This window comes from Actinomyces sp. Marseille-QA0893 (genome assembly GCF_976954355.1).
On record NZ_CDRJSY010000004.1, the window covers coordinates 1 to 20,544 of the forward strand.

General features: G+C 53.6%; 14 protein-coding genes. 6 read left to right on the plus strand and 8 right to left on the minus strand.

Features of this window, described 5'->3' with window-relative positions:
- Positions 1–183: 183 nt before the first annotated feature.
- Both sucB and lpdA read right to left on the minus strand, forming a co-directional pair.
- Positions 184–1,956 (minus strand): 2-oxoglutarate dehydrogenase, E2 component, dihydrolipoamide succinyltransferase, encoded by a 1,773-nt coding sequence (gene sucB, locus ACWNMW_RS05565; RefSeq protein ID WP_034503114.1) that lies wholly within the window; start codon positions 1,954–1,956, stop codon positions 184–186.
- Between the two features lie 25 nt (positions 1,957–1,981).
- Positions 1,982–3,355 (minus strand): dihydrolipoyl dehydrogenase, encoded by a 1,374-nt coding sequence (lpdA, locus tag ACWNMW_RS05570; protein WP_449490314.1) that lies wholly within the window; start codon positions 3,353–3,355, stop codon positions 1,982–1,984.
- A gap of 169 nt (positions 3,356–3,524) precedes the next feature.
- On the opposite strand from lpdA, the gene ACWNMW_RS05575 reads away from it, so the two are divergent.
- A complete protein-coding gene (locus tag ACWNMW_RS05575; RefSeq protein ID WP_052040917.1) occupies positions 3,525–4,049 on the plus strand; it encodes a hypothetical protein in 525 nt (174 codons plus the stop codon).
- Here the strand turns inward: ACWNMW_RS05575 and ACWNMW_RS05580 are convergent.
- Together ACWNMW_RS05580 and ACWNMW_RS05585 are read right to left on the minus strand one after the other, a co-directional pair.
- Positions 4,046–4,507 (minus strand): tRNA (cytidine(34)-2'-O)-methyltransferase, encoded by a 462-nt coding sequence (locus ACWNMW_RS05580; protein WP_295895546.1) that lies wholly within the window; start codon positions 4,505–4,507, stop codon positions 4,046–4,048. The genes ACWNMW_RS05575 and ACWNMW_RS05580 overlap by 4 nt on opposite strands.
- Before the next feature lies 1 nt (position 4,508).
- Positions 4,509–5,048, minus strand: coding sequence for a YbhB/YbcL family Raf kinase inhibitor-like protein (locus ACWNMW_RS05585; protein ID WP_449490315.1), 540 nt, complete (start codon positions 5,046–5,048; stop codon positions 4,509–4,511).
- 98 nt (positions 5,049–5,146) lie between these two features.
- Between ACWNMW_RS05585 and ACWNMW_RS05590 the strand changes: the two genes are divergently transcribed.
- The 4 genes from ACWNMW_RS05590 (at position 5,147) to ACWNMW_RS05605 (ending at position 13,698) form a co-directional block, all read left to right on the plus strand.
- Positions 5,147–5,617: a hypothetical protein gene (locus tag ACWNMW_RS05590; RefSeq protein WP_314213140.1), complete on the plus strand. Its 471-nt coding sequence runs from the start codon at positions 5,147–5,149 to the stop codon at positions 5,615–5,617.
- Positions 5,595–7,208 (plus strand): Y-family DNA polymerase, encoded by a 1,614-nt coding sequence (locus tag ACWNMW_RS05595; RefSeq protein ID WP_081940809.1) that lies wholly within the window; start codon positions 5,595–5,597, stop codon positions 7,206–7,208. Before ACWNMW_RS05590 ends, ACWNMW_RS05595 begins: the two co-directional genes overlap by 23 nt.
- 1,324 nt (positions 7,209–8,532) lie before the next feature.
- Positions 8,533–10,386 (plus strand): DEAD/DEAH box helicase, encoded by a 1,854-nt coding sequence (locus ACWNMW_RS05600; RefSeq protein ID WP_449490316.1) that lies wholly within the window; start codon positions 8,533–8,535, stop codon positions 10,384–10,386.
- A 45-nt stretch (positions 10,387–10,431) separates the two neighbouring features.
- Positions 10,432–13,698: an error-prone DNA polymerase gene (locus ACWNMW_RS05605; protein ID WP_449490317.1), complete on the plus strand. Its 3,267-nt coding sequence runs from the start codon at positions 10,432–10,434 to the stop codon at positions 13,696–13,698.
- Between the two features lie 17 nt (positions 13,699–13,715).
- Here the strand turns inward: ACWNMW_RS05605 and ACWNMW_RS05610 are convergent, their stop codons facing one another.
- Genes ACWNMW_RS05610 through ACWNMW_RS05625 form a run of 4 tightly spaced genes read right to left on the minus strand, consistent with a single transcriptional unit; the run spans position 13,716 to position 18,832 of the window.
- On the minus strand, positions 13,716–15,011 hold the full coding sequence (locus ACWNMW_RS05610) for an AI-2E family transporter (protein WP_449490318.1): 1,296 nt from the start codon (positions 15,009–15,011) through the stop codon (positions 13,716–13,718).
- Positions 15,004–16,806, minus strand: a complete 1,803-nt coding sequence (locus ACWNMW_RS05615; protein ID WP_449490319.1) for an AMP-binding protein — start codon at positions 16,804–16,806, stop codon at positions 15,004–15,006. The genes ACWNMW_RS05610 and ACWNMW_RS05615 overlap by 8 nt, the downstream gene beginning before the upstream one ends.
- 44 nt (positions 16,807–16,850) lie before the next feature.
- Positions 16,851–18,158, minus strand: a complete 1,308-nt coding sequence (gene tgt, locus ACWNMW_RS05620; RefSeq protein WP_449490320.1) for a tRNA guanosine(34) transglycosylase Tgt — start codon at positions 18,156–18,158, stop codon at positions 16,851–16,853.
- A complete protein-coding gene (locus tag ACWNMW_RS05625; RefSeq protein WP_314213148.1) occupies positions 18,155–18,832 on the minus strand; it encodes a queuosine precursor transporter in 678 nt (225 codons plus the stop codon). The genes tgt and ACWNMW_RS05625 overlap by 4 nt, the downstream gene beginning before the upstream one ends.
- A 100-nt stretch (positions 18,833–18,932) precedes the next feature.
- On the opposite strand from ACWNMW_RS05625, the gene ACWNMW_RS05630 reads away from it, so the two are divergent.
- Positions 18,933–20,543, plus strand: coding sequence for an ABC-F family ATP-binding cassette domain-containing protein (locus ACWNMW_RS05630; RefSeq protein ID WP_448750905.1), 1,611 nt, complete (start codon positions 18,933–18,935; stop codon positions 20,541–20,543).
- Position 20,544: the final 1 nt, after the last annotated feature.

The window sequence follows — 20,544 nt, forward strand, 5'->3', positions numbered from 1 at the left end:
ATATAGATAGGGATGAGCATGGATATTGAGCGCGTCGCGAGGCGACGCAACCCCGCATATCGGTTGACAGTTTCTCATGTTTGAACGTCGGTCGCTAGATACAGACACTGTTTCTGACGCAGTGAAATAAAGGCGGTGGGGAAACCACCACTTTCCCCACCGCCATTTTGAAATCAGTTAGGTTTACAGACCCAGTTCTGATTCAAATGCAGCTTCTTCGAGACGGCGCTTGACGTCCATCAAGAAACGCGATGCGTCGGCGCCATCGACCAAGCGGTGGTCATAGGACAGCGACAGGTAGACCATCGAGCGGATAGCGATGGAATCGTTGCCGAGTGCATCCTTAACTACAACGGGGCGCTTCACAATAGTCCCAACACCCATGATTGCTGTTTCAGGCATGTTGAGGACCGGTGTGTCGAAGAGAGCGCCGCCCGAACCGGTGTTGGTGATCGTAAAGGTTGAACCGGACAATTCGTCCGCGCCAATGGTCGCCTCACGTGTGCGTGCTGCGAGGTCGTTGATCGACCGAGAAATGTCCGCCAAGGAAAGCTCTTGGGCTCCCTTGATGACCGGAACGAGAAGGCCTCGCTCAGTATCGACTGCAATGCCGATATTCTCGTGATCGAAGTAGGTTACTTCCTTGTCGTTGATCGTTGCGTTCACCTTTGGGTGGAAGCGCAGAGCTTCGGTAGCTGCCTTGACGAAGAACGGCAGGAAAGTGAGCTTGGTATTCTCACGCTGCGCGAAAGAATCCTTGGCGCGCGCACGTAGAGCAGCGATCTTAGTGACATCAACTTCAATGACCGTTGTGAGCTGTGCAGCGGTGCTCAGTGACTCAACCATGCGACGGGCGATGGTCTGTCGCAAACGTGACATCTTTTCCGTTGTTCCGCGCAGCGGTGAAGCCTCACGGCCGGCAAAGACGTTTTCTCCTGCCGATGCTGCAGATTGAACCGCTGGTGCAGGCGCTGGGCTAGCAGGTGCCTGCTGAGCCTGAGCAGCCTTTCGTGCTGCAATCGCAGCTTCGACATCCTCGCGGCGGATCCGTCCGCCAATACCGCTGCCCGTGATCTCAGCAAGGTCGATACCTGCTTCGCGGGCAAGCTTGCGCACGATCGGCGTGACATAGCCGGTAGCTGTCACTTCAGCAGGTGCCGGGGTGGCAAGTTCGCCCTTTGCTGCGGTTTCAGCCAACGAGGCCACAGTCGGGAACGGGCTGACCGGAGCAGGTGCGCTCGGCGTAGGTGCGACAGGCGCAGGTGCTGCGGGAGCTGCCGGAGCAGAAACAGCAGGCGCAACCGGTGCTGGCGCGCTTGCTGCGGGCGCGACCGGCTGAGCAGGCGCAGCGCTACCCGTGGGTGCCTGAGCAGAAATAACAGCCAAGACAGTGCCCACCTCGACAGTATCGTCTTCGGCTACGCGGATCTCTGCTAGGAAACCAGCGGCGGGGGAGGGAACCTCTGAATCTACCTTGTCGGTCGAAACTTCAACCAGAGGCTCGTCGAGTTCAACGGCATCGCCGAGGGACTTCAGCCACGTGGTGACGGTGCCTTCGGTGACGGACTCACCCAATGCCGGCATAAGTACCTCGGTTCCGGCGACTGGCGACGAGGCAGCCGGAGCGGGAGCCGAAACAGGTGCTTCGATGGGAGCGGAAGAGGTGGGCTCGGGAGCGCTTTCTTGTGCCGGCGCGGGGCCATCTTGAGGGGCCTCGGAAGGATCTCCAATAACGGCCAGCTGTGTGCCGACCTCAACGGTCTCATCTTCTGCAACGAGAATCTGCAGAAGAACGCCCGCTGCTGGGGAGGGAACTTCAGAGTCCACTTTATCTGTGGAAACCTCGACTAAGGGCTCATCGAGTGCGACGGTATCGCCCACGGATTTCAGCCAGGTGGTGACGGTGCCTTCTGTTACCGACTCACCCAAAGCGGGCATGATCACTGCGGTTGCCATGTTCAATCTCCTTGTCGGTGGCTGGTCAGTTGTGTGCGTGGAGAGGCTTACCGGCCAGAGCCATCGCTGCTTCGCCAATAGCTTCGTTTTGCGTCGGGTGGGCATGGATCAGCGCTGCGAGATCTTCGGGGTAGGCTTCCCAGTTGACCATGAGCTCGCCTTCTCCGACCTGCTCACCGATGCGCGCACCGATGCCGTGGAATCCGACAATCGGCCCGCCTTCTACGGAGACTAGCTTAATGAAGCCAGTCGCTCCAAGAATATTGGACTTTCCGTTACCAGCGAGATTGTATTCGACAGTGCGCACACGGTCGCCGTACTTCTCGCGGGCCTGCTTTTCGGTCAGGCCAACAGAAGCGATTTCAGGCTCACAGAAGGTTACGCGCGGGATACCGGACTCATCCATCAGCTTGGGGGCGAGGCCAGCAATCTCTTCAGCGACAAACATTCCTTGGAGGAAGCCGCGGTGTGCGAGCTGAAGGCCAGGAACGATATCTCCAACTGCATAGATATTGCCAACTCCGGTGTGCAAACGTTCGTCGGTCAGGACGAAGCCACGTTCCATGCGAATACCGGCCTCTTCAAAGCCGAGCCCTTCGGTGACGGGACCGCGTCCGACGGCAACCAGGAGAACATCTGCATCAAAGGTCTTGCCATCTTCAGTTGCAACGTGAACGCCGAAATCATCCTGAGTGGCGCTTGCAAAACGCGTATTGGTGTGGAAAGTGATTCCACGCTTACGGAAAGAACGTTCAAGGTGCTTGGAAACGGCTTCGTCTTCGTTATTTGCCAGGTGTGGAAGCGCCTCGATGATGGTGACTTCCGCGCCGAAAGAACGCCACACAGAGGCAAACTCGAGGCCAATAACGCCACCACCAAGAACAACTGCACGCTGCGGGACCCACTCCATTTGGAGTGCTTGATCCGAGGTAATGATTCGGCCGCTGATATCGAGTCCAGGAATTGAACGTGAGTACGAGCCTGTTGCCAAAATGATGTTCCGGCCGACGATGCGGCGGCCATTAACTTCGATGGTGTCAGGGGAAGCAAGTCGTCCCCAGCCCTCGATCACGTCAACGCCGCGCGAAGAGAGCAGCCCCTGAACGCCTCGGAAAAGCTTGTTGATGATGGAATCGCGATACTGACCAACCTTGGCCATGTCGATTCCCTGCAAAGTAGCCTGGACTCCAAAGGTATCGGACTCGCGAATCGCATCGGCAGTCTCTGCTGCGTGTAAATATGCCTTTGTTGGGATGCAGCCGCGGTGGAGGCAGGTTCCACCAACCTTGTCACCTTCGATAAGGGCAACTTTCAATCCCAATTGGGAGGCGCGTAAAGCCGCAGCATAGCCGCCTGACCCTGCACCGAGGATGACGAGGTCGTATACAGACTCGCTCACGTGTTCCACTCCTTGATAGCGAAGAGAACGGACCTTCAATGTCCGACTTAGGTCCTATTCTTCCACTAGTCACTGTATTTGTCCGCGAGAAAATGGCTGCTTAATCGGTTAGACAGCCCACATGTTGCGCAGTCGAAAATGACGAGCTTTCTCAGGATAAACAACTACTATGGCACTAAACGAAGGAGGAGAAGTGAGCGAAGCAGCACACGAGCAGTCTCAAGATAACCGGCCACCGTCACGTGGTTCTGGTCGACTTGTCATTGCTCTGTACTGGTTGTTCAGTCTTGCTGTTACTACCTTGGCCGTTGTCGATGCGTATCATCGCCGTGATGTGCCACTGTGGGTACGCTTCACTGCCATCTTTATCGGTCTTATTTATGTAATTGCCGCCGTTGCCTTGACGCATAATGGGCGACGCATGCGCATCCTTGGTTGGTGCATGATTGCTCTAGGGCTTATTGGGCCACTGGTCTGTGGATTAGCCCAGAATCATCTGTCGCAGCTTGCTCTGGTAAGAAATGCGTGGAATTCGTTTGGGAGTGACTACTCCTACCTTCCGCTTGCTGTTGCGCTCATCGGTGCTATCTGGATGTGGTTATCGAATCCGCGCAGGATCGTTGAGCTCGCCGAGCAAGTTGAGCGTCCGGGATTGAGCTTACGTTCGTCAAAAATAACAGGGGCGAAACACTAAACTCCGTCGGGGAAGCCAAGCTGGCGCCAGGCCTCGTATAGGGCAATGGAAGCGGAATTTGCAAGGTTGAGAGAGCGGATGCCTTCGCGCATCTGGATGCGCACGCACTCGTTGACTCGAGGGTGAGACATCGCCCAATCAGGCAAGCCAACGGATTCTCGGCCAAAAAGAAGCCCATCGCCATCGGCGTAGGTGATGTCGCTGTAGTGGCGTGATGCGTGTCCGGTGAAAGCCCAGATCCTCCCTGGAACCTCTGCAAGAGCCTCATCGAAGGTGTGATGGACTTTGACATGTGCGAGGTCGTGGTAATCCAAGCCTGCGCGCTTGAGCTTGGTATCGGACATATCAAATCCCAGGGGCTCGACCAAATGAAGGAAGGCTCCCGTGCAGGCTGCTAAGCGGATTGCAGCTCCGCTGTTTCCGGGGATTTCAGGTTCAAGAAAAATGATGTGAAGCATGTCAGTTCAGTGGAGTAGAGAAAGTAGCGGTCAAAGTGGCGCGGGCGATGGAATGTTCGATTGCGAGGAACGAATACATCGCCAAAGAGATCTCGTCATCACATTGCAAGGTGGGGACATCAAGGGCGTGGACCGAAAAGATGTAACGGTGTGCGCGATCTCCCGCTGGAGGTGCTGCTCCGAAGTAGGAATGATCGCCGTGGTCTCCGCGTAGATGGAAGGCGCTTCCATCGAGTTCAAGATCTGAGCGCCCAGCCCCCTGGGCAAGGGAAGTGCATGAAGAGGGGAGATCAACAATCATCCAATGCCAAAAACCTGAAGGGGTCGGGGCATCTGGGTCAAAACAAGAAACAAAGAAGCTCTCTGTTTCTTGAGGGAATCCGCTCCATTGCAGATGTGGTGAGACGTTTCCTCCCTGCGCGCTATGGAGCAAGGGAAGGGGCCGGCCGTCAGTCAGGTTGTTGGATTCAAGAGTAAAAGTCTGGGTCGGCGGCAAAGCGTCATAAGGATTCGGGGCGGCCGGGCGGTCAAAGAGATGCATGGCGTTATTCTTTCACTTCTCGAAGTGGATCAAAAGTGGACGCAAATGAGGCGGAGCCACATACACTAATAGAACACTTGTTCGATTGAGGTGGTTGTGTGACGCGTCTAGATATTGCCCGCCAGGTTTTGAATGATGTTGAAACTCGTTTGGGGATTGAGCAAAACCAAGCGTCTTGGGAACGTGTATCAAGTTGTACGGGTGTGTGGGAATTCGGGGATAACTACTCGCTGTTGACCCGAATTTTAGTGGCGCTCACCGATGAAGAAAACTCCTGTGCCCTCATAGGTGCTGATGACTTTGGATGGGAATACGCCGCCAAGCAAGGCCTTGATCTTGCGCGTTGCGTGCATGTTCCATCCTCCGCGGCAGACGCGCGCATCGTCTCTTTACTCCTTCCTCACTACAGGGTTCTTTATCTCGGAAAGTGTCCCTTAGAGATTGGCGATATGCGTCGTCTCGGCGCTCAAGTACGTCAAGAAAGAGCTGCACTTTTTACTGCTGTCTCGTGGGGAGGGATGAGCAGGCTCTGGTGCGATCAAATCTATGAAAGACGAAAGGCTGTTTGATATGCGCTATGTCATGGTGTGGATCCCTAATTGGCCTGTGAATTCTTTGGTTGTTGACATTCCTCCCGGAACTCATGGTGCAATTGAAACAGGAGGATATATACGGGTCGTCACTCCGCCTGCTCGAAAATGTGGTGTCAGGCAGGGGATGAAAGTATCGATGGCCCGGTATTTATGCCCTGATCTTTTAGTTCTTCCATTCGATATGCGCCGGGAAATTTCTTCGTTTGAAGTAATTTTGCGGGCATGCGAGCAGTGGATCGCTCGAATAGCCTGCATTTATCCGGGGCTTGCCTGGGCTCCGGCTGCTGGAGCTGCTCGCTGGAGCGGGGGAGAAGCGCAATTAGCTGAAAATCTTGTTGATGCTATTTCAGATTGCACCGGTTCAGAGAGCAACGTTGGAATAGCTTCTGGACCTCTTGCAAGTTATGGCGCGGCCAGGCGCGGCATAATTCTTGCCCCAGAAGACACTCAAGATTTTCTTGATCATCTCGAAGTCCATCAGTGCCTTTCTCTTTTTCCACCAAAACAGCAAAGCGCACTTTCTCAGTTCGTACAGACGTGTCATTCTGCTGGGATTACAAGAGGAATCGATATTCGGAAAATGGGATCTGCTGCCCTGTATTCGCGTTTTGGCAGCATTGGAAAACATGTGTGGGAACTCTTCACGGGAAAAGATCTATGGCTTCCTGAGAGGCAGATTCTTCTCGACGATCTTCAAGTGGAAGAAGAATGTGAAGAGAGCCTTGAACGCGAGGAGCAAGTTACATTTTGTGCGCGACGCTTAGCACATCAAATCTGCGAAAAGTTGGATTCTCGTGGACTGCGCTGTTCCAGTATCGCTGTGAGTGCTCAAGATTCTGCATCGCAATCTTATGAACGGCAATGGTGGGGGATAGACGGAGAGGAAGATGAAATTGCCGATCGAATTCGATGGCAGTTGGTTGCTTGGTTGTCTGCTTCTGAAAGTGAGCAGGGCTTTGTACGCGTGAATGTGCGGGCTGAGCACTGCGAGCGTGTGGGGGCTTCACGAGCTTTATGGCGGGCAGGTGAGTCATCTCAACGCGATTCTGTTCTGCGAAAAATTTGTGCCTATAAAGGTGAAAATGCCATTCGTATTCCTCGTATCATTCCTGGATATTCACCCACTCAACGCGCAGGATTCGCCTCTGTTGATGAAAGAAAAGAAAAAGAACAAGTGACTTGTCTTGAAGGGGGAATCGAAGACGCTCCATCAAGGCTATGCGTCCATCCATATCCAGCGGAGGTCTATGGAAAGATCGAGGGGTTCCGAAAAGTAGATGTACGTGTTAATGGACGATCTGCTTTGACAAGCAGCCCTCAAGAAGTAAAAGTCTGTGCCTTTGGAGAAGAATACCGATATCACGTTCTGTCCTGGAATGGGCCATGGGCTGTGCCTCAGCAATGGTGGTCTGAACCAGCCGAGGATATGTCCCATGACCCGCAGACTCATTACCTTCGAGTGAAGTCTGATTCTTCTCCAGATCTGCTTTTGATGTGGAACCATCATGGGTGGAGCCTCGTGGGGATATATGAATGTGAGGCTTCTTTTGAGTGTGGATTATCCTGAAGGGATGGACACATCACCGATCCGCGCAGCGCTACTCTCCTGTGGCGAGGAGGGGGCAACGGCATGTGTCGGTCATGCTCTATGGGCACAAGGAGCGCTTGCATTCAAACGCGGTGACGTTCAAGACGTGACATGGGAAGACCAGCGCGTCTGGGCGCGGGTACGTGCAAAAGGTGTGTCCTATCGAAGCGAGATCGAATATGCGTCTTCCTTACCTTTCCCGCATCTACGTCTGAAATGTGCGTGTTTTCTTAACGGCGACTGTACTCATGCTGCAGCTTTACTTCAGTGCGCGATAGACAATGTGTTCTCTGCGAGTGAGGAGCGTACACGTCAACCGGCATGGAACCGTGATCTTGAGATCCTGCTTTCAACGGACGGAGGAGAATCCTTAGGGCTTGTGATTGACGCACATGATCCCGCAGACCCGGTGTGGTTGACTCCAGTGCGTTTGAACAAAGACCATCTACCGCCTCGCAGGTTGAGCTGGGCGGAATTGGCGCAGTCGCGCTGGGGTGGGGTTATTGATGCTCTAGCACCTGAGCAGCTGAAACTTCTCCGTCGCCTCTACCAGTGCAGCCGGAAATCTCAGGGGTATATCTCAACGGGATACGACGTTTGCCTGGATTCTCTTGGCACGGAGGCGCCGCGATGGCTATATCGACTTCAATGTGGGGGAGTCGCTCTTTTAACACCGCAGTTTCAGAGATTTCACTTCGAACTTAGTTTGTCTCGCCTCGTGATCGACATGAATCTGACTGAGAAGAATCTTGAGCTCACGTATCGCCGCCACTATGTCACCAGAACAAACAAAGAAATCCCTTTTCCTCGGCGAGCCCCGCATATGTCGCTGACCTTTTGTGACGGCGGTGATGGGGCAATAAGTGACGAGGATATCGATGATGAAGTGTTGCCCAATCAGATCGTTCAGATCCCTACTAAATCCGTTGGGGATTTCCTGTTCAAATGGATGCCATTATTGCGCGAGCATTTTGAGTGCATCTCATCGACGGGAACCTTTCCTGTAGAAAGTTGCCAGCCAAAGCTCTGGCTCATTTTGCATCCCAAAAACCGTATGTATGCACAGATCGAATGGGCGCTGGAATATCACCTTGGAAATAAACGTTTTCGTGTCGTTTTGCCTCCCCAGACAAAGATTTCACAGCTTGATCAGGATATTCAAGGTGACTTTAATGATGCACACGCTCTTTTACGACATTATTTCGCCTCGGCGTCACTTCATCCGAGTGTCCAAGGCCTTTTAATTTCGCTTCCTCAAGTCCCCGCATTCATACAGGAGATTGGAACGTGGCCATTCTCATCGGTGCGCTGGGATATTGACGACAGCCTCAGGAAGTTAACTCTTAGCGAAGAAACAGCGACTGTTACTGCTGCTATCGAGGCAACAGATTCTCCGGATTGGTGGGGGCTTCACGTCGCTATCCAAGTCGGTAACGAGAAAATTCCAATTTCACGAGTTTTGAAGGTACTTTCTTCAGGTGAAGAATACATTCGTATCACGGATGGACGGTGGGCTCGCCTAGAAGGTGTTGACGTCGAACGTCTTCGCGTCCTGCTTCGCGGAGCTGCGCAACTGACGCGATCGCGTTCGATTGATGATATTCGTCTTCATACTTCACAACTTGGGCTGTGGGAAAGCCTGAGCCGGACAGTTGATGTCGCACAAGAAGACCTGCAATGGCGCTCCCGCACTCAAGGGCTAAAACAACTTGCACTAAGCGCCCAGTCCCATACGGATCACGATCAGGATCCTCGTCTTCGCCCATATCAGCTTGAAGGTCGCAACTGGCTTCACAGCCGGATTTCCTCAGGTTTTGGATGCATTCTTGCCGACGATATGGGGCTGGGAAAAACTAGGCAGATCCTTGCAGCAATTGATGCTCTTCGCGAGGAAGGAAGTCTTGATTCACCTGTCTTGATTCTTGTTCCGACCAGCGTCATTTCAAGCTGGGCAGATGAAGCCACGAGCTGTTTTCCGCTGCTCAGGACGTGCGTGCTTCGCGCCTCTCATCAACGAAATCCGCATGCGTGGGATGACATCCCTCAATCCAACATCATCATCACTTCACACACTCTCTTCCGAATGGATCACCTTTTGTGGAGCAAGCGCTCACTGAGCGGCCTCGTCATCGATGAAGCGCAGGTTCTCAAGAATCCGCGCACGATGCTCTATCGAAGTGTGAAAGAGCTCCAGGTTCCCTGGCGAATTTGCGTGAGCGGAACTCCCATTGAAAATTCACTGGAGGACCTATGGGCATTAATGTCTTTAAGCGTCCCTGGTCTCCTGTCGACGCATGCGCACTTCAACGAGAAATTCCGACGTCCCATTGAAGGGACTCAACAAGACAGTGCTTTAGAACTCTTACATACGCTGATTGCTCCGTTCGTCCTTCGTCGCACGAAAGAAGAAGTGACACCTGAGCTTCCCGAACGCATCGAAACCTTACTTCCCGTTCCCCTAGAAGGGCGACAACGCCAGATCTACGACCGCTACCTTACTCGTGAGCGTGCTCGGCTCCTTCGTATTCAGCTCAATAATGAAGGATCTCAAGGGCGATTTGAAGTTCTTGCAGCGCTCACGCGGCTGCGTCAGCTTTCCCTTGATCCGGCTCTTGTCGATGAGCGCTATGAGGGGGTCGGTTCTGCAAAAATTAATCTACTGTGTTCGCATTTGGAACAAATCGTTCCTGCAGGCCACCAAGTACTTGTTTTCAGTCAATTCGTGAGTTTTCTGGAGCGAATCGATACTGCTTTGAAACAGCGCGGAATCTCATGTCTTCTCTTTGAAGGAAAAACGCGAAAGCGCGAGGAAGTGATCGCAAAATTCCGTAGAGGGGAAGAATCAGTTTTCCTCATTTCTCTTAAGGCTGGGGGTGTTGGACTCACGCTCACGGAAGCAGATTATGTCTACATCATGGATCCGTGGTGGAATCCTTCTGTTGAAGCTCAGGCAATTAATCGGGCACACCGGATCGGGCAAGATCGCGCGGTCAATGTCTATCGTCTAGTTGCCCAGGACACGATTGAAGAGAAAGTTTGTCAGCTTCAAGCGCATAAGCAAAGGCTGATTGATACCGTCGTTGATGACGTTGGTGATGGGGGCACTCAAGGGATGGATATTGATCAATTGATCGAACTTTTGGGTGCGGGGGAGTGAAACCTCAGCAATAGCTATCGAACATCTGTTCGATATAATAGGGGGGTGGTTTCCCATCCTTATGCCGAGTTACACGCGCACTCCTACTTCACGTTTTTAGAGGGGGCAGATGCTCCCGAAGACTATATCCTCTGCGCCAAGCAGCTCGGTCTTAGTGCTCTTGCTCTGTTAGAGCGCGATGGAATGTACTCCCTGATCCGCTCCCTGCAGGCCGCACGCGAGTCATCTTTCCCGTTGATTATTGGAACTGAACTCACTCTTTCTGCCACTCAGTTTTCTCGCTACGATGCCAAAGCCTCGATAGGAACACCTGGCTGGGGTCTTCCTTGCGGATGGGAAGATACCGGAATTCGCTTACCGATCCTCACAACATCTCGCGATGGATATCGAGACCTGTGCTCGCTGATGAGTGAACGAACACTTGAGGACGCAGATGGCGAAAACCCCAGCCACGGCCTCGAAAATATTGCCGAAAATGCGCAGGATATACGGATTTTAACGGGAGGGCCCCGCGGACCTCTCAGGCGAATTTTGCATGCGCAGGGAAGAAACCAAGCGGATCGTTTTCTCAATGACCTCATTTCCCTCTTCGGGCGCGAGCGCATCATCGTTGAAAGCGTGCTGCGGCCCGGGGAAGACGACATGGGGGCCGAGCTTGCTGATCTCGCGCATAAGCATCAACTTCCTCTTGCTGCTACGGGTAGCGTCACTATGGCTTCTCCGGGCTCAAAGTATCGAGCGGACCTTCTGTGTGCTCTAAGACAAAGCAAATCTTTGGATGAGATTCGCTATCTTCTTCCAGCCCAGCATTCTTTTTTGAAGAGCGCAGAAGAAATGCTTGCCCTTCATCGCAGGGCTCCTCAGGCGGTTTCCAACGCAGCTGGGATTGCGCGTGAATGCTATTACCCGATGTCATTTGATACCTGGGATTTACCCGAAACGGAGGTTCCTCAAGGCCATACAACGATTTCGTGGCTCACTGCGCTTTCCTATGCAAAAGCGCAGGAACTCTATGGTCCCCGATCCTCCAACCCGCACGCCTGGGAGGTCATTGACCATGAGCTGTCGATTATCGGACAGCTTGATTTTGCTGGCTACTTTCTCATCGTCTACGACATCGTGGATTTTTGTCGAAGGAGGGGAATTATGTGCCAAGGACGTGGTTCTGCAGCGAATTCTGCCGTCTGCTATTGCTTGGGGATTACAGCAGTTGATGCTATCCGCCATCGAATGCTCTTTGAGCGTTTTCTTTCTCCGGGACGCTCAGGAGCCCCAGATATCGACATCGACATCGACAGTGCCCGACGCGAAGAAGTCATCCAATATGTCTACCAACGCTATGGAAGAAGACGTGCCGCTCAAGTGGCAACGGTGATTACGTACCGTTCGCAATTGGCTTACAAAGATGCTGCCAGGGCTCTGGGAATTGATGCGACTCACGTTCCAAGTCGAGCTCAGCGAAGGGAAGAGAGTCACAAAACAGACAAGGCCCCTTCGCAGCTGATGCTTGCCACCTGCGCTCAGCTTTTGAGCGGGCTTCCGCGTCATATGGGGATTCACTCGGGAGGAATGATCCTCAGCAAACATCCCGTGAGCCAGATCTGCCCTATTCGCTGGGCAAAAACGCGTGGAAGAAGCGTGATCCAATGGGATAAAGAGGATTGTGCAGACGCAGGATTGGTGAAGTTTGACCTCCTTGGGCTGGGAATGCTTGGAGCCTTGGGGGCGATTTTTGATTCTCTTGAGAAGGAGGGGATTCGAAATTCTCAAGGAAAAGTTCTTTCCCTCTATGAGCTCGAAGACGAAGACCCGCGAGTGTACGACTTATTGTGCGCAGCAGACACGATGGGAGTCTTTCAAGTTGAATCTCGCGCGCAGATGAATACTTTGCCCAGGCTCCAGCCGCGTTGCTTTTATGACATTGTCATTGAAGTCGCACTCATTCGTCCCGGTCCTATTCAAGGAGAATCGGTGCATCCGTATTTGCGTCGTCGTCGGGGGGAAGAAAAGGTGAGTTATCTTCATCCTCTTCTGCGTCCGGCTCTAGAAAAGACCTTGGGAGTTCCTCTTTTTCAAGAACAGATGATGCACATCGCTATGGATGTTGCGGGCTTTTCTGCTGCTCAAGCTGATGAATTGCGTCGAGCCATGGGCTCTTCTCGTAGCACGGAGAAAATGAAAAAACTGCGAGGTCCTTTCATTGAAGGGATGAAAGATCGGGGTATCCCGATGGAAATTTGCGAAGAAGTCTTTCGACAGGTCCAGGGATTTGCCGACTTTGGCTTTCCGGAATCTCACTCTTTTTCTTTCGCCTATATCGTTTATGCGTCCGCTTGGCTTAAGGTCCACTATCCCGAGCACTTTTATGCGGGGATCCTTTCCCATCAACCCATGGGTTTTTATTCCCCCTCCTCTCTTGTGCACGATGCACGAGGCCACGGCTTGCGTGTGTGCGCACCTGACGTAAACCTTTCACTAGAGTCCACGCAGGTGCTTCCGCTGAGCAAGATCGTGCAGGTTATTGGCGCTGAGCGAGCACAGGAAGCATGCGGAATAGGAATGGAAGGCAAAGAAGGACTGGTTGATGTCCATCCCGAGTGGGGGATCGTTCTTGGCCTCGATATGATCCGAGGCCTCGATCAGGCGAGCATCAAAAGGATCCTCCGAGGGCGTCACGAAGGCCCCTATCAAGATCTTGAGGATCTTGCCTCGCGTGCCAGGCTTCGCAGCACAGATCTTGAAAGGCTCTCTCAAGCTGGTGCTGTCGATTCGATGGGATATCAGCGCCGCGAAGGAATTTGGGCCAGTGGCGTCTTAGGACAAGATGGTGGCGAAGAGAAGGAGTACCAACCGATGCTGGAAGGACTTGGAATGGAATACCATCTTCCTTCCCTTCCACCGCTCGATTCTGTTGCGCAGATGAATCTGGATTATGAAGCCATGGGCCTATCTGTTACGGCCCATCCTTTTGCGTTGATTCGAAAGCAGATGAACGCACAGGGAGTAATTCCGGCCTGCGAGATCCTCCGTCAAGAAAATCAGTCGAGGATCAGAGTTGCAGGAATTATCACGCATCGACAGCGTCCGTGCAGCGGAGGCGGGGTGCTCTTTCTTAGCTTGGAAGACGAGAGCGGCAGCGTCAACGTGACAGTTACAGAGACGACGTGGAGGCAACATCGACGTGAAGTGATGGCCTCTGCGGTAGTCGTCGATGGGTACTGCGAAAATGCTTATGGTACGCGAAGCATCCGAGCTTTTCGGATTTATCCGTTTTCTACTCAGCTGCGTTTGAACTCTCGAGATTTCCGCTGAAACTTGCGTGCCGCAAGCTAGCTACGTTCGCGCGGAGTATAAAGCTCAGAGAAGATCGCCCAAGCAACCGCAATAATCGGAATTGCGATAATCGCGCCGAGGAGTCCAGCGGTGAAGGTTCCCACCATGACGCCGATACCGACGACGACCGGGTGGAGAGAAACTTGGTGCCCCATGATGAGCGGCTGGAGAATATGTCCTTCGATCTGGCCAATCAATGCGATTCCAAGCCCGACGATTGCTGCTGTAATGATGCCCTTTGCTGCAAGAGCGACGATCATCGCGAGGATCATCGCTGTAGGCGCACCGATGAGCGGAATGAAAGCACCGATGAAAACCAAAATACCAAGAGCAGGGGCGACGGGGACCCCGATGCATTGGAGGAAAATTCCAGCAAAGAGGCCGTCTGTTCCGGCCACCAGCATCGTTCCTCGCGCATAGCCGGAGAAGGTGCTCCAGCCTGCTTGCGCAGCTCGATTGGTGATCTTGCGTCGGTGATAGGGAAGCAAGGAGACGAACCAGTCCCACATCTGTCCGCCCGAGTGCAAGAAGAAGATCGTGATGAAGAAGGCGAGGACCAATACCGAGGCGACGACCGCAGCATTGGAAACATTCGCCAGAGTTTCGCTGAGCAGTCCTGACCAATTGGATGCGATAAAGCTCTTTCCTTGAGCGATCAGAGTTTCGTTTAAATGGCTGAGATCATTGAGCGGGATTTGGAAAGGAAGACGCAGACGAGCAACAAGATCAGAGAGCTTTCCCAGACCATTGCCCACCTCTGAAAGAAGATTCGGCCATTGTCCCGCGATGGAGGACACAACAAGGGTCAGCAGGGCGACAAAAGTCCCGATAAACGCAAAAAGCGCAGCGAAAACTGCAATCCAGCGGTTCACCCAGCGATTGAGGTAGTTCGTCAAAGGATTCAAAATCGCGGTGAGCAAGAGGGCAACAAAAATTGCAACAAATACTGGCGTTGCTTGGGCGATTGCGAAGACAACGGCGGAGATCACAATCAGTACACCGATGATCGCCCACGATCCATACCCCGCTTGCGCAAGCCACCGGGGGATCAGAGGCTTTCGAGCATCCGACGATGAAGGACGCGCCCCCCGGCGCTCGACGCGCTGGGGTGGAACCCACTGCACTGTGCGACGCGGAGATAGAGGACGGGGTTCAATCTCGCTCTTACGACCGGAACGCAGTCTTTGCGCAGTTGAAGAGCCGAGACGCTGCGCCCCTCGGCTCAGTGAATCAACGATTGCACGAGAATGGCGAATCAATCTCATCGATTTGTCGGGGGATTGTTTACTCATTGTCGGAGTCTTTATCGTCTACGGAAGTATCGGTAGGAGAAAGACGTTCGCTTACCGCAGCCGCGGCCTCGCCAATTGCTTTGGAAGCAGTGGAAAACATACGGTTTGCGGGATCAAGAAGTTGCTCCTTGACCTTTCGACGCATGACCTTTCCCAAAGGATTACGCGGCAGCTCGGAAATAATGGCAAGCTGGCGTGGGAGTGCGTAGTGGGAAACATACTTTTCCGCCCACTGACGCACCTGCGCCAGGGTGATCATCGGAGCATCATCTTCCAAGATCAGCGCTGCGGTAACTTCCTCTCGAGCATCCCCCGAGGGAAGACCAACGACAGCAACGTCCTTCACTCCGGGCATCGAACGGATCGCATCCTCGACCTGTGAAGGATAGACATTGAAGCCGCCCGAAAGAATCAGTTCCTTCTTTCGGTCCGACATCATCAAGAAGCCATCGCGAATAACTGCAACATCACCGGTGCGCAGCCATCCGTCCTCGGTGAAAACACGAGCAGTTTCTTCAGGAGCACCAAGGTAACCGCTAAACACCTGCGGACCTTTAACGATGATTTCACCCGGAGTCCCTTCTTCAACATCGACAGAGGGATCTTCAAGATCAACCAGGCGAATGTCAGTTGAGGGGAAGACTAGTCCTAAAGCACCATGGCGACGATTGGCTGCTAGAGGGACTCCAGCGATCACCGGGGAAGTCTCAGACATGCCGTAGCCTTCAATGACCATTCCCTGAGTGGCTTCTTCCCACTGCTGCGCAAGAGTTTGAGACAGCGGCATTGCGCCACACAATGACCACTTGATTGAGGTCAAATCAATGTGCTCTTCTTGTGCGGCCTGCATGAGGCGTTCGAACATGGGAGGAACCCCCACGAAGAAGGTCACTGGATGACGCTTGTGAGCCTCTAGTGCCAGATGGACATCAAACTTGGGGAGAAGCAACTGAGTCGCAGCAAGGCGAACAGCAGCGCACATCAAGAGAGTCAGTCCATAAGCGTGGAAGTAGGGGAGAAGAGAGTAGAAAGTTTCCGCGCCCTCATGGAGTTTCCACACCCACATGATGCATTGGTTGACGTTCGAGCCAATATTGCGGTGGGTAAGCGGAACAGATTTGGGAACGCCATTGGTGCCACCGGTGTGCAAAATGACGGCAAGGTCTTGGGCCGAGGCGCCGGGGGTGTCTGGGTGGACGAGGCGTGTGCGCGCAACCGCGTGATCCCACGAGTGTGTTCCCTTGGGGCGTTCGCCGCGCATTTGTTCGCGTGTGGAGCGTGCTCTTTCAATGGGGAGTTTGAGCAAAGCGCGCGAGCTACGAGGCATTTGCGCAGAAATATCGACGGTGAAAACACAGTCGAGAGCCTGATCTCCCTCACGGATAAAGGCGTCGACAGACTTTTCCCAAACGATAGCGACTTTTCCGTGATGGCGATCCAACTGCTGATGGATCTCTTCGATTGGCGCAAGAGGATTGTGCTGGGCTGCAACGGCGCCAATGCGCATACAGGCGTAGAAAGCGACCAATGCTTGAGGACAGTTAGGCAGACAGATCGCGCAAACATCACCCTTGCGAACGCCGTTTTCAACGAGCACCTGTGCAGCGCGGAGAACCTGAGCGTAGAGCTGAGTGTATGTCAGCGTTGCCCCCAAGTAGTCAATCGCAATTCGCTCAGGGTAGAGGCGCGCGGATGTCTCGAGAAGGGTAATAAGGGAGGTATCAGCGACCGGAACCTCGTAGGGAGTACCGGGATCATACTGAAGCCTCGACTTCGCCGTCAGCTCTGAGACCATGTCTCCTCCTTAGTGGAATGTCTGACCCTACGTTACCGTAGGTTTCAGTGTTGTGTGCCTGAAAAACGCCCAAGCATTTCCTCTTTAAAGTCCGAATATTCGCCGGTATTAATCGAATCTCGGATGGCGTCAACAAGGCGAACGGTGAACCACTCATTGTGAATAGTGGTCAGCGTTGAAGCGAGGATTTCTTTGGCCTTAAAAAGGTGATGGACGTAGGCGCGAGTGTAGTGCGTGCAGGTGTAGCACCCACAGCCTTCAACAAGAGGGGTGAAATCGCGCTTAAAACGAGCATTCGTGATGTTGAAACGGCCGTCGGGAGAATAAATCGCCGCATTTCGCGCAACGCGTGAGGGATTCACGCAGTCGAATGTATCGGCACCGGCCTCGACGCCTCGGAAGAGGTCATCGGGCTCAGAAATCCCCAGAAGATGGCGCGGACGGTCCTCAGGAAGTTCCGAACTTACCCAGGAAACGATCGTTCCAAGGTTTTCCTTCTGAAGGGCGCCACCGATCCCAAAGCCGTCGAAGATCTGTCCATCGACATTCATTTCGGCCAATGTGCGGGCAGCGATGCGTCGAAGATCCTCGTACTGAGCACCCTGAACAACTCCCCACAGCTGCTGATAGGGCTTTCCCTCACGCTCCTGGGTCAATCGGCGGTGGATTGCCAGACACTGACGTGCCCACTCATGGGTGCGTTCCAGAGACTCTTCTTGGTAGCTGCGTGGATGGAGCAAAGAAGTGAGCTCATCGAAGGCGAACATAATGTCGGAACCCAATTCATGCTGAATGCGCATGGAAACTTCGGGCGAGAAACGGTGTTTGGAACCGTCAATGTGACTGCTAAAAATCACGCCCTCATCGTCAACAACTGCTCGGGATGCCTTGACTGCCTGCTTATTGAGCTTGGGATCCTTGAAATCAGCATCGCCTGAAAACTCCGCAGAGAGAACTTTCTTGAATCCGGCGCCCAAGGAAAGGACCTGGAAGCCGCCCGAATCCGTATAGGTCGGACCTGCCCAGTTCATAAAAGAACCCAAGCCCCCGGCCTCGTCAACGATATCCGAACCCGGCTGGAGGTACAGGTGGTAGGCGTTGGCAAGGACCGCCTGAGCACCGAGGCCTCGCACCATTTCAGGAACAAGCGCCTTAACATTCGCCTTAGTTCCCACCGGAATGAATGCGGGGGTAGAAATCGTGCCGTGTGCAGTGTGAAGGGTGCCGGTGCGCCCAAGACCTGGGCCGTATTCAAGGCGCGTGTGGCAGTCAAAACCGCGATCCCGATCGGATTGAGGGAAAGAAGAATCGACATCAATAGGGGCGCCAATCCACTGAGACGAAAGAGTCATGCTAGGACCTCTTCGCGGCGCAGATGCTCAACCTTACGAACCAAAGCAATGACGCGGTACGTGATGGGGAGGAAAACAACTTCGATTCCAACCTTGTAGACATAGCCCGTGACGATGTAGTTGAGGAACTCGCTTCCGGGAATGATTCCAGCAAAAGCGATCGTGCAGAAAATCACGGTATCAAAAGCCTCACCGACAAGAGTCGAACCGATTAAACGCGCCCAGAGGTGGTCTGCACCCCAGCGCTGTCGAATCTTCACCAAAACAAGGGAATTCATGAGCTGCCCGACCAAGTAACCGCCGATCGATGCGGCAACGATTCGAGGAACGAAACCGAGCACCGCGACGAAGGCATCCTGGTTCTCGTATCCGGGGCCAGCGGGGATTGATTGCACAACCCAGAAAGTCAGCGAGGCAAGGAGAGAAGCCGCGAAACCCATGATGATGACTCTGCGTGCACGCGCGAAACCGTACACTTCGGAAAGCACATCGCCGAGAATGTAGGTCAAGGGAAAGAGAACCGCGCCGCCGTCAAATACCAAGTGAATCGGGCCAGCATCGAGCACTGTTACCTTCGTTGCAGCGATATTAGAGATCAATAAGAAAGCAACGAAACTGACAGCAACAATGTCATAAACTCGGGGAGCTTTGGTGTGCCCAGTCGGCTCGGTCATCGGGGTTCCTTCCTGCATATTGTCAACCTCTCTATTGTGCCCGCAGTCGTTACCTGAGTGCGCGTTGGGCGCCTGCGGAGGCGCCCATTAGAATGAATATGTGATCAATGTTTCCAATTTCTCGTTGCGTATCGGCCCACGCGAGCTCATCCACAATGCCTCTTTCAGAATTGATAAAGGGATGTGCATTGGTTTAGTCGGTCGCAACGGGGCTGGAAAAACCACAACCATGAGGCTCCTTGCGGGGCAAGAGGATCATGGAAGCGCCCAGTATGAGGGGACCATTACGCGCAACGGAACGATTGGATATCTTCCTCAAGACCCGCGTGAAGGAGATCCTGATCAACTCGCACGTGATCGCATCATTTCAATTCGCGGAATCGACGCGATCATCAAGAAAATTAAGCGCGCAGAACAAGAAATGTCGACGACAGAGGGAAATCGCCAACAAAAAGCGATGGAACGCTACGTTCGTCTCGATCACGAATTTACTCAAGCTGGCGGCTGGGCCGCCAATGCCGAGGCAGCGCAAATCGCCCATTCTCTTGGTTTAGATGATCGGGTTTTGTCTCAGACGCTGTCGACTCTCTCGGGCGGCCAGAGGCGCCGCGTTGAGCTGGCCCGTGTCCTCTTTTCAGGGGCAGACACCCTATTGCTTGATGAGCCGACAAACCACCTCGACCACGACTCAATCATCTGGCTTCGTGATTGGATCAAAACCTTCCCTGGCGGAGTACTCGTTATCTCCCACGATGTGAAGCTTTTGGGCGACACTGTCAATCAAGTGCTCTACCTGGATGCCAACCGCGCAGAGGTCGATATCTATCACCTTGGCTGGTCTGCCTACCTCAAACAACGCGAAGAAGATGAACGCCGTCGCCGAAAAGAACGCGCTGTCGCACTGAAAAAAGCTGAACAACTGCGTGCACAAGGCGAAAAGATGCGTGCGAAGGCGACAAAAGCGGTTGCTGCCCAACAAATGCTGCGTCGAGCAGAGGAGCTAGTTGCCTCTGTTGGTGCTGAACGCGTCCAAGAAAAGGTCGCGCGCTTGCGATTCCCAGATCCACTTCCGTGCGGCAAAGTGCCATTAAGTGCTCAGGGCCTGTCGAAGAGCTACGGATCCCTCGAGGTCTTTACCGGTGTTGACTTAGCAATTGATCGGGGATCGAAGGTTGTTGTCCTCGGCCTCAACGGTGCTGGAAAGACAACGCTCCTGCGCCTCTTGGCCGGAGTTGAAGAGCCCGACAGCGGAGTCGTCGAAGCCGGTCATGGACTGAAAATCGGATACTACGCGCAGGAACATGACACTTTGGATATGGCGGCGACAGTTCGAGAGAACATGTCCCATAGCGCGCCCGATTTCGACGATACTCACGTCCGCAATGTTCTCGGTCAGTTCCTCTTTAGCGGCGACGACGTCGATAAACCCACGCATGTGCTCTCCGGCGGCGAAAAGACACGTCTTGCGCTTGCAACTCTGGTTGTCTCAGGCGCCAATGTCCTACTGCTGGACGAACCGACAAACAACCTTGATCCCGCCTCGCGCGAGGAGATTTTGCATGCACTGCACTCTTACGAAGGAGCAGTCGTGCTGGTCACCCACGATCCTGGTGCAGTGACCGCGCTTTCACCGCAGCGCGTGCTTGTTTTGCCAGACGCGGACGAGGACCTGTGGGATGACTCCTACCTTGACCTCGTCACCTTGACCTGAG

What these genes read in the sequence shown, in the direction of transcription:
- ACWNMW_RS05585 (WP_449490315.1), bottom strand. Translation starts at nt 5,048, where the DNA reads ATGCATCTCTTTGACCGCCCGGCCGCCCCGAATCCTTATGACGCTTTG.
- ACWNMW_RS05580 (WP_295895546.1), bottom strand. Translation starts at nt 4,507, where the DNA reads ATGCTTCACATCATTTTTCTTGAACCTGAAATCCCCGGAAACAGCGGA.
- ACWNMW_RS05625 (WP_314213148.1), bottom strand. Translation starts at nt 18,832, where the DNA reads ATGACCGAGCCGACTGGGCACACCAAAGCTCCCCGAGTTTATGACATT.
- ACWNMW_RS05615 (WP_449490319.1), bottom strand. Translation starts at nt 16,806, where the DNA reads ATGGTCTCAGAGCTGACGGCGAAGTCGAGGCTTCAGTATGATCCCGGT.
- sucB (WP_034503114.1), bottom strand. Translation starts at nt 1,956, where the DNA reads ATGGCAACCGCAGTGATCATGCCCGCTTTGGGTGAGTCGGTAACAGAA.
- ACWNMW_RS05610 (WP_449490318.1), bottom strand. Translation starts at nt 15,011, where the DNA reads ATGAGTAAACAATCCCCCGACAAATCGATGAGATTGATTCGCCATTCT.
- ACWNMW_RS05595 (WP_081940809.1), top strand. Translation starts at nt 5,595, where the DNA reads ATGAAAGACGAAAGGCTGTTTGATATGCGCTATGTCATGGTGTGGATC.
- ACWNMW_RS05575 (WP_052040917.1), top strand. Translation starts at nt 3,525, where the DNA reads ATGGCACTAAACGAAGGAGGAGAAGTGAGCGAAGCAGCACACGAGCAG.
- tgt (WP_449490320.1), bottom strand. Translation starts at nt 18,158, where the DNA reads ATGACTCTTTCGTCTCAGTGGATTGGCGCCCCTATTGATGTCGATTCT.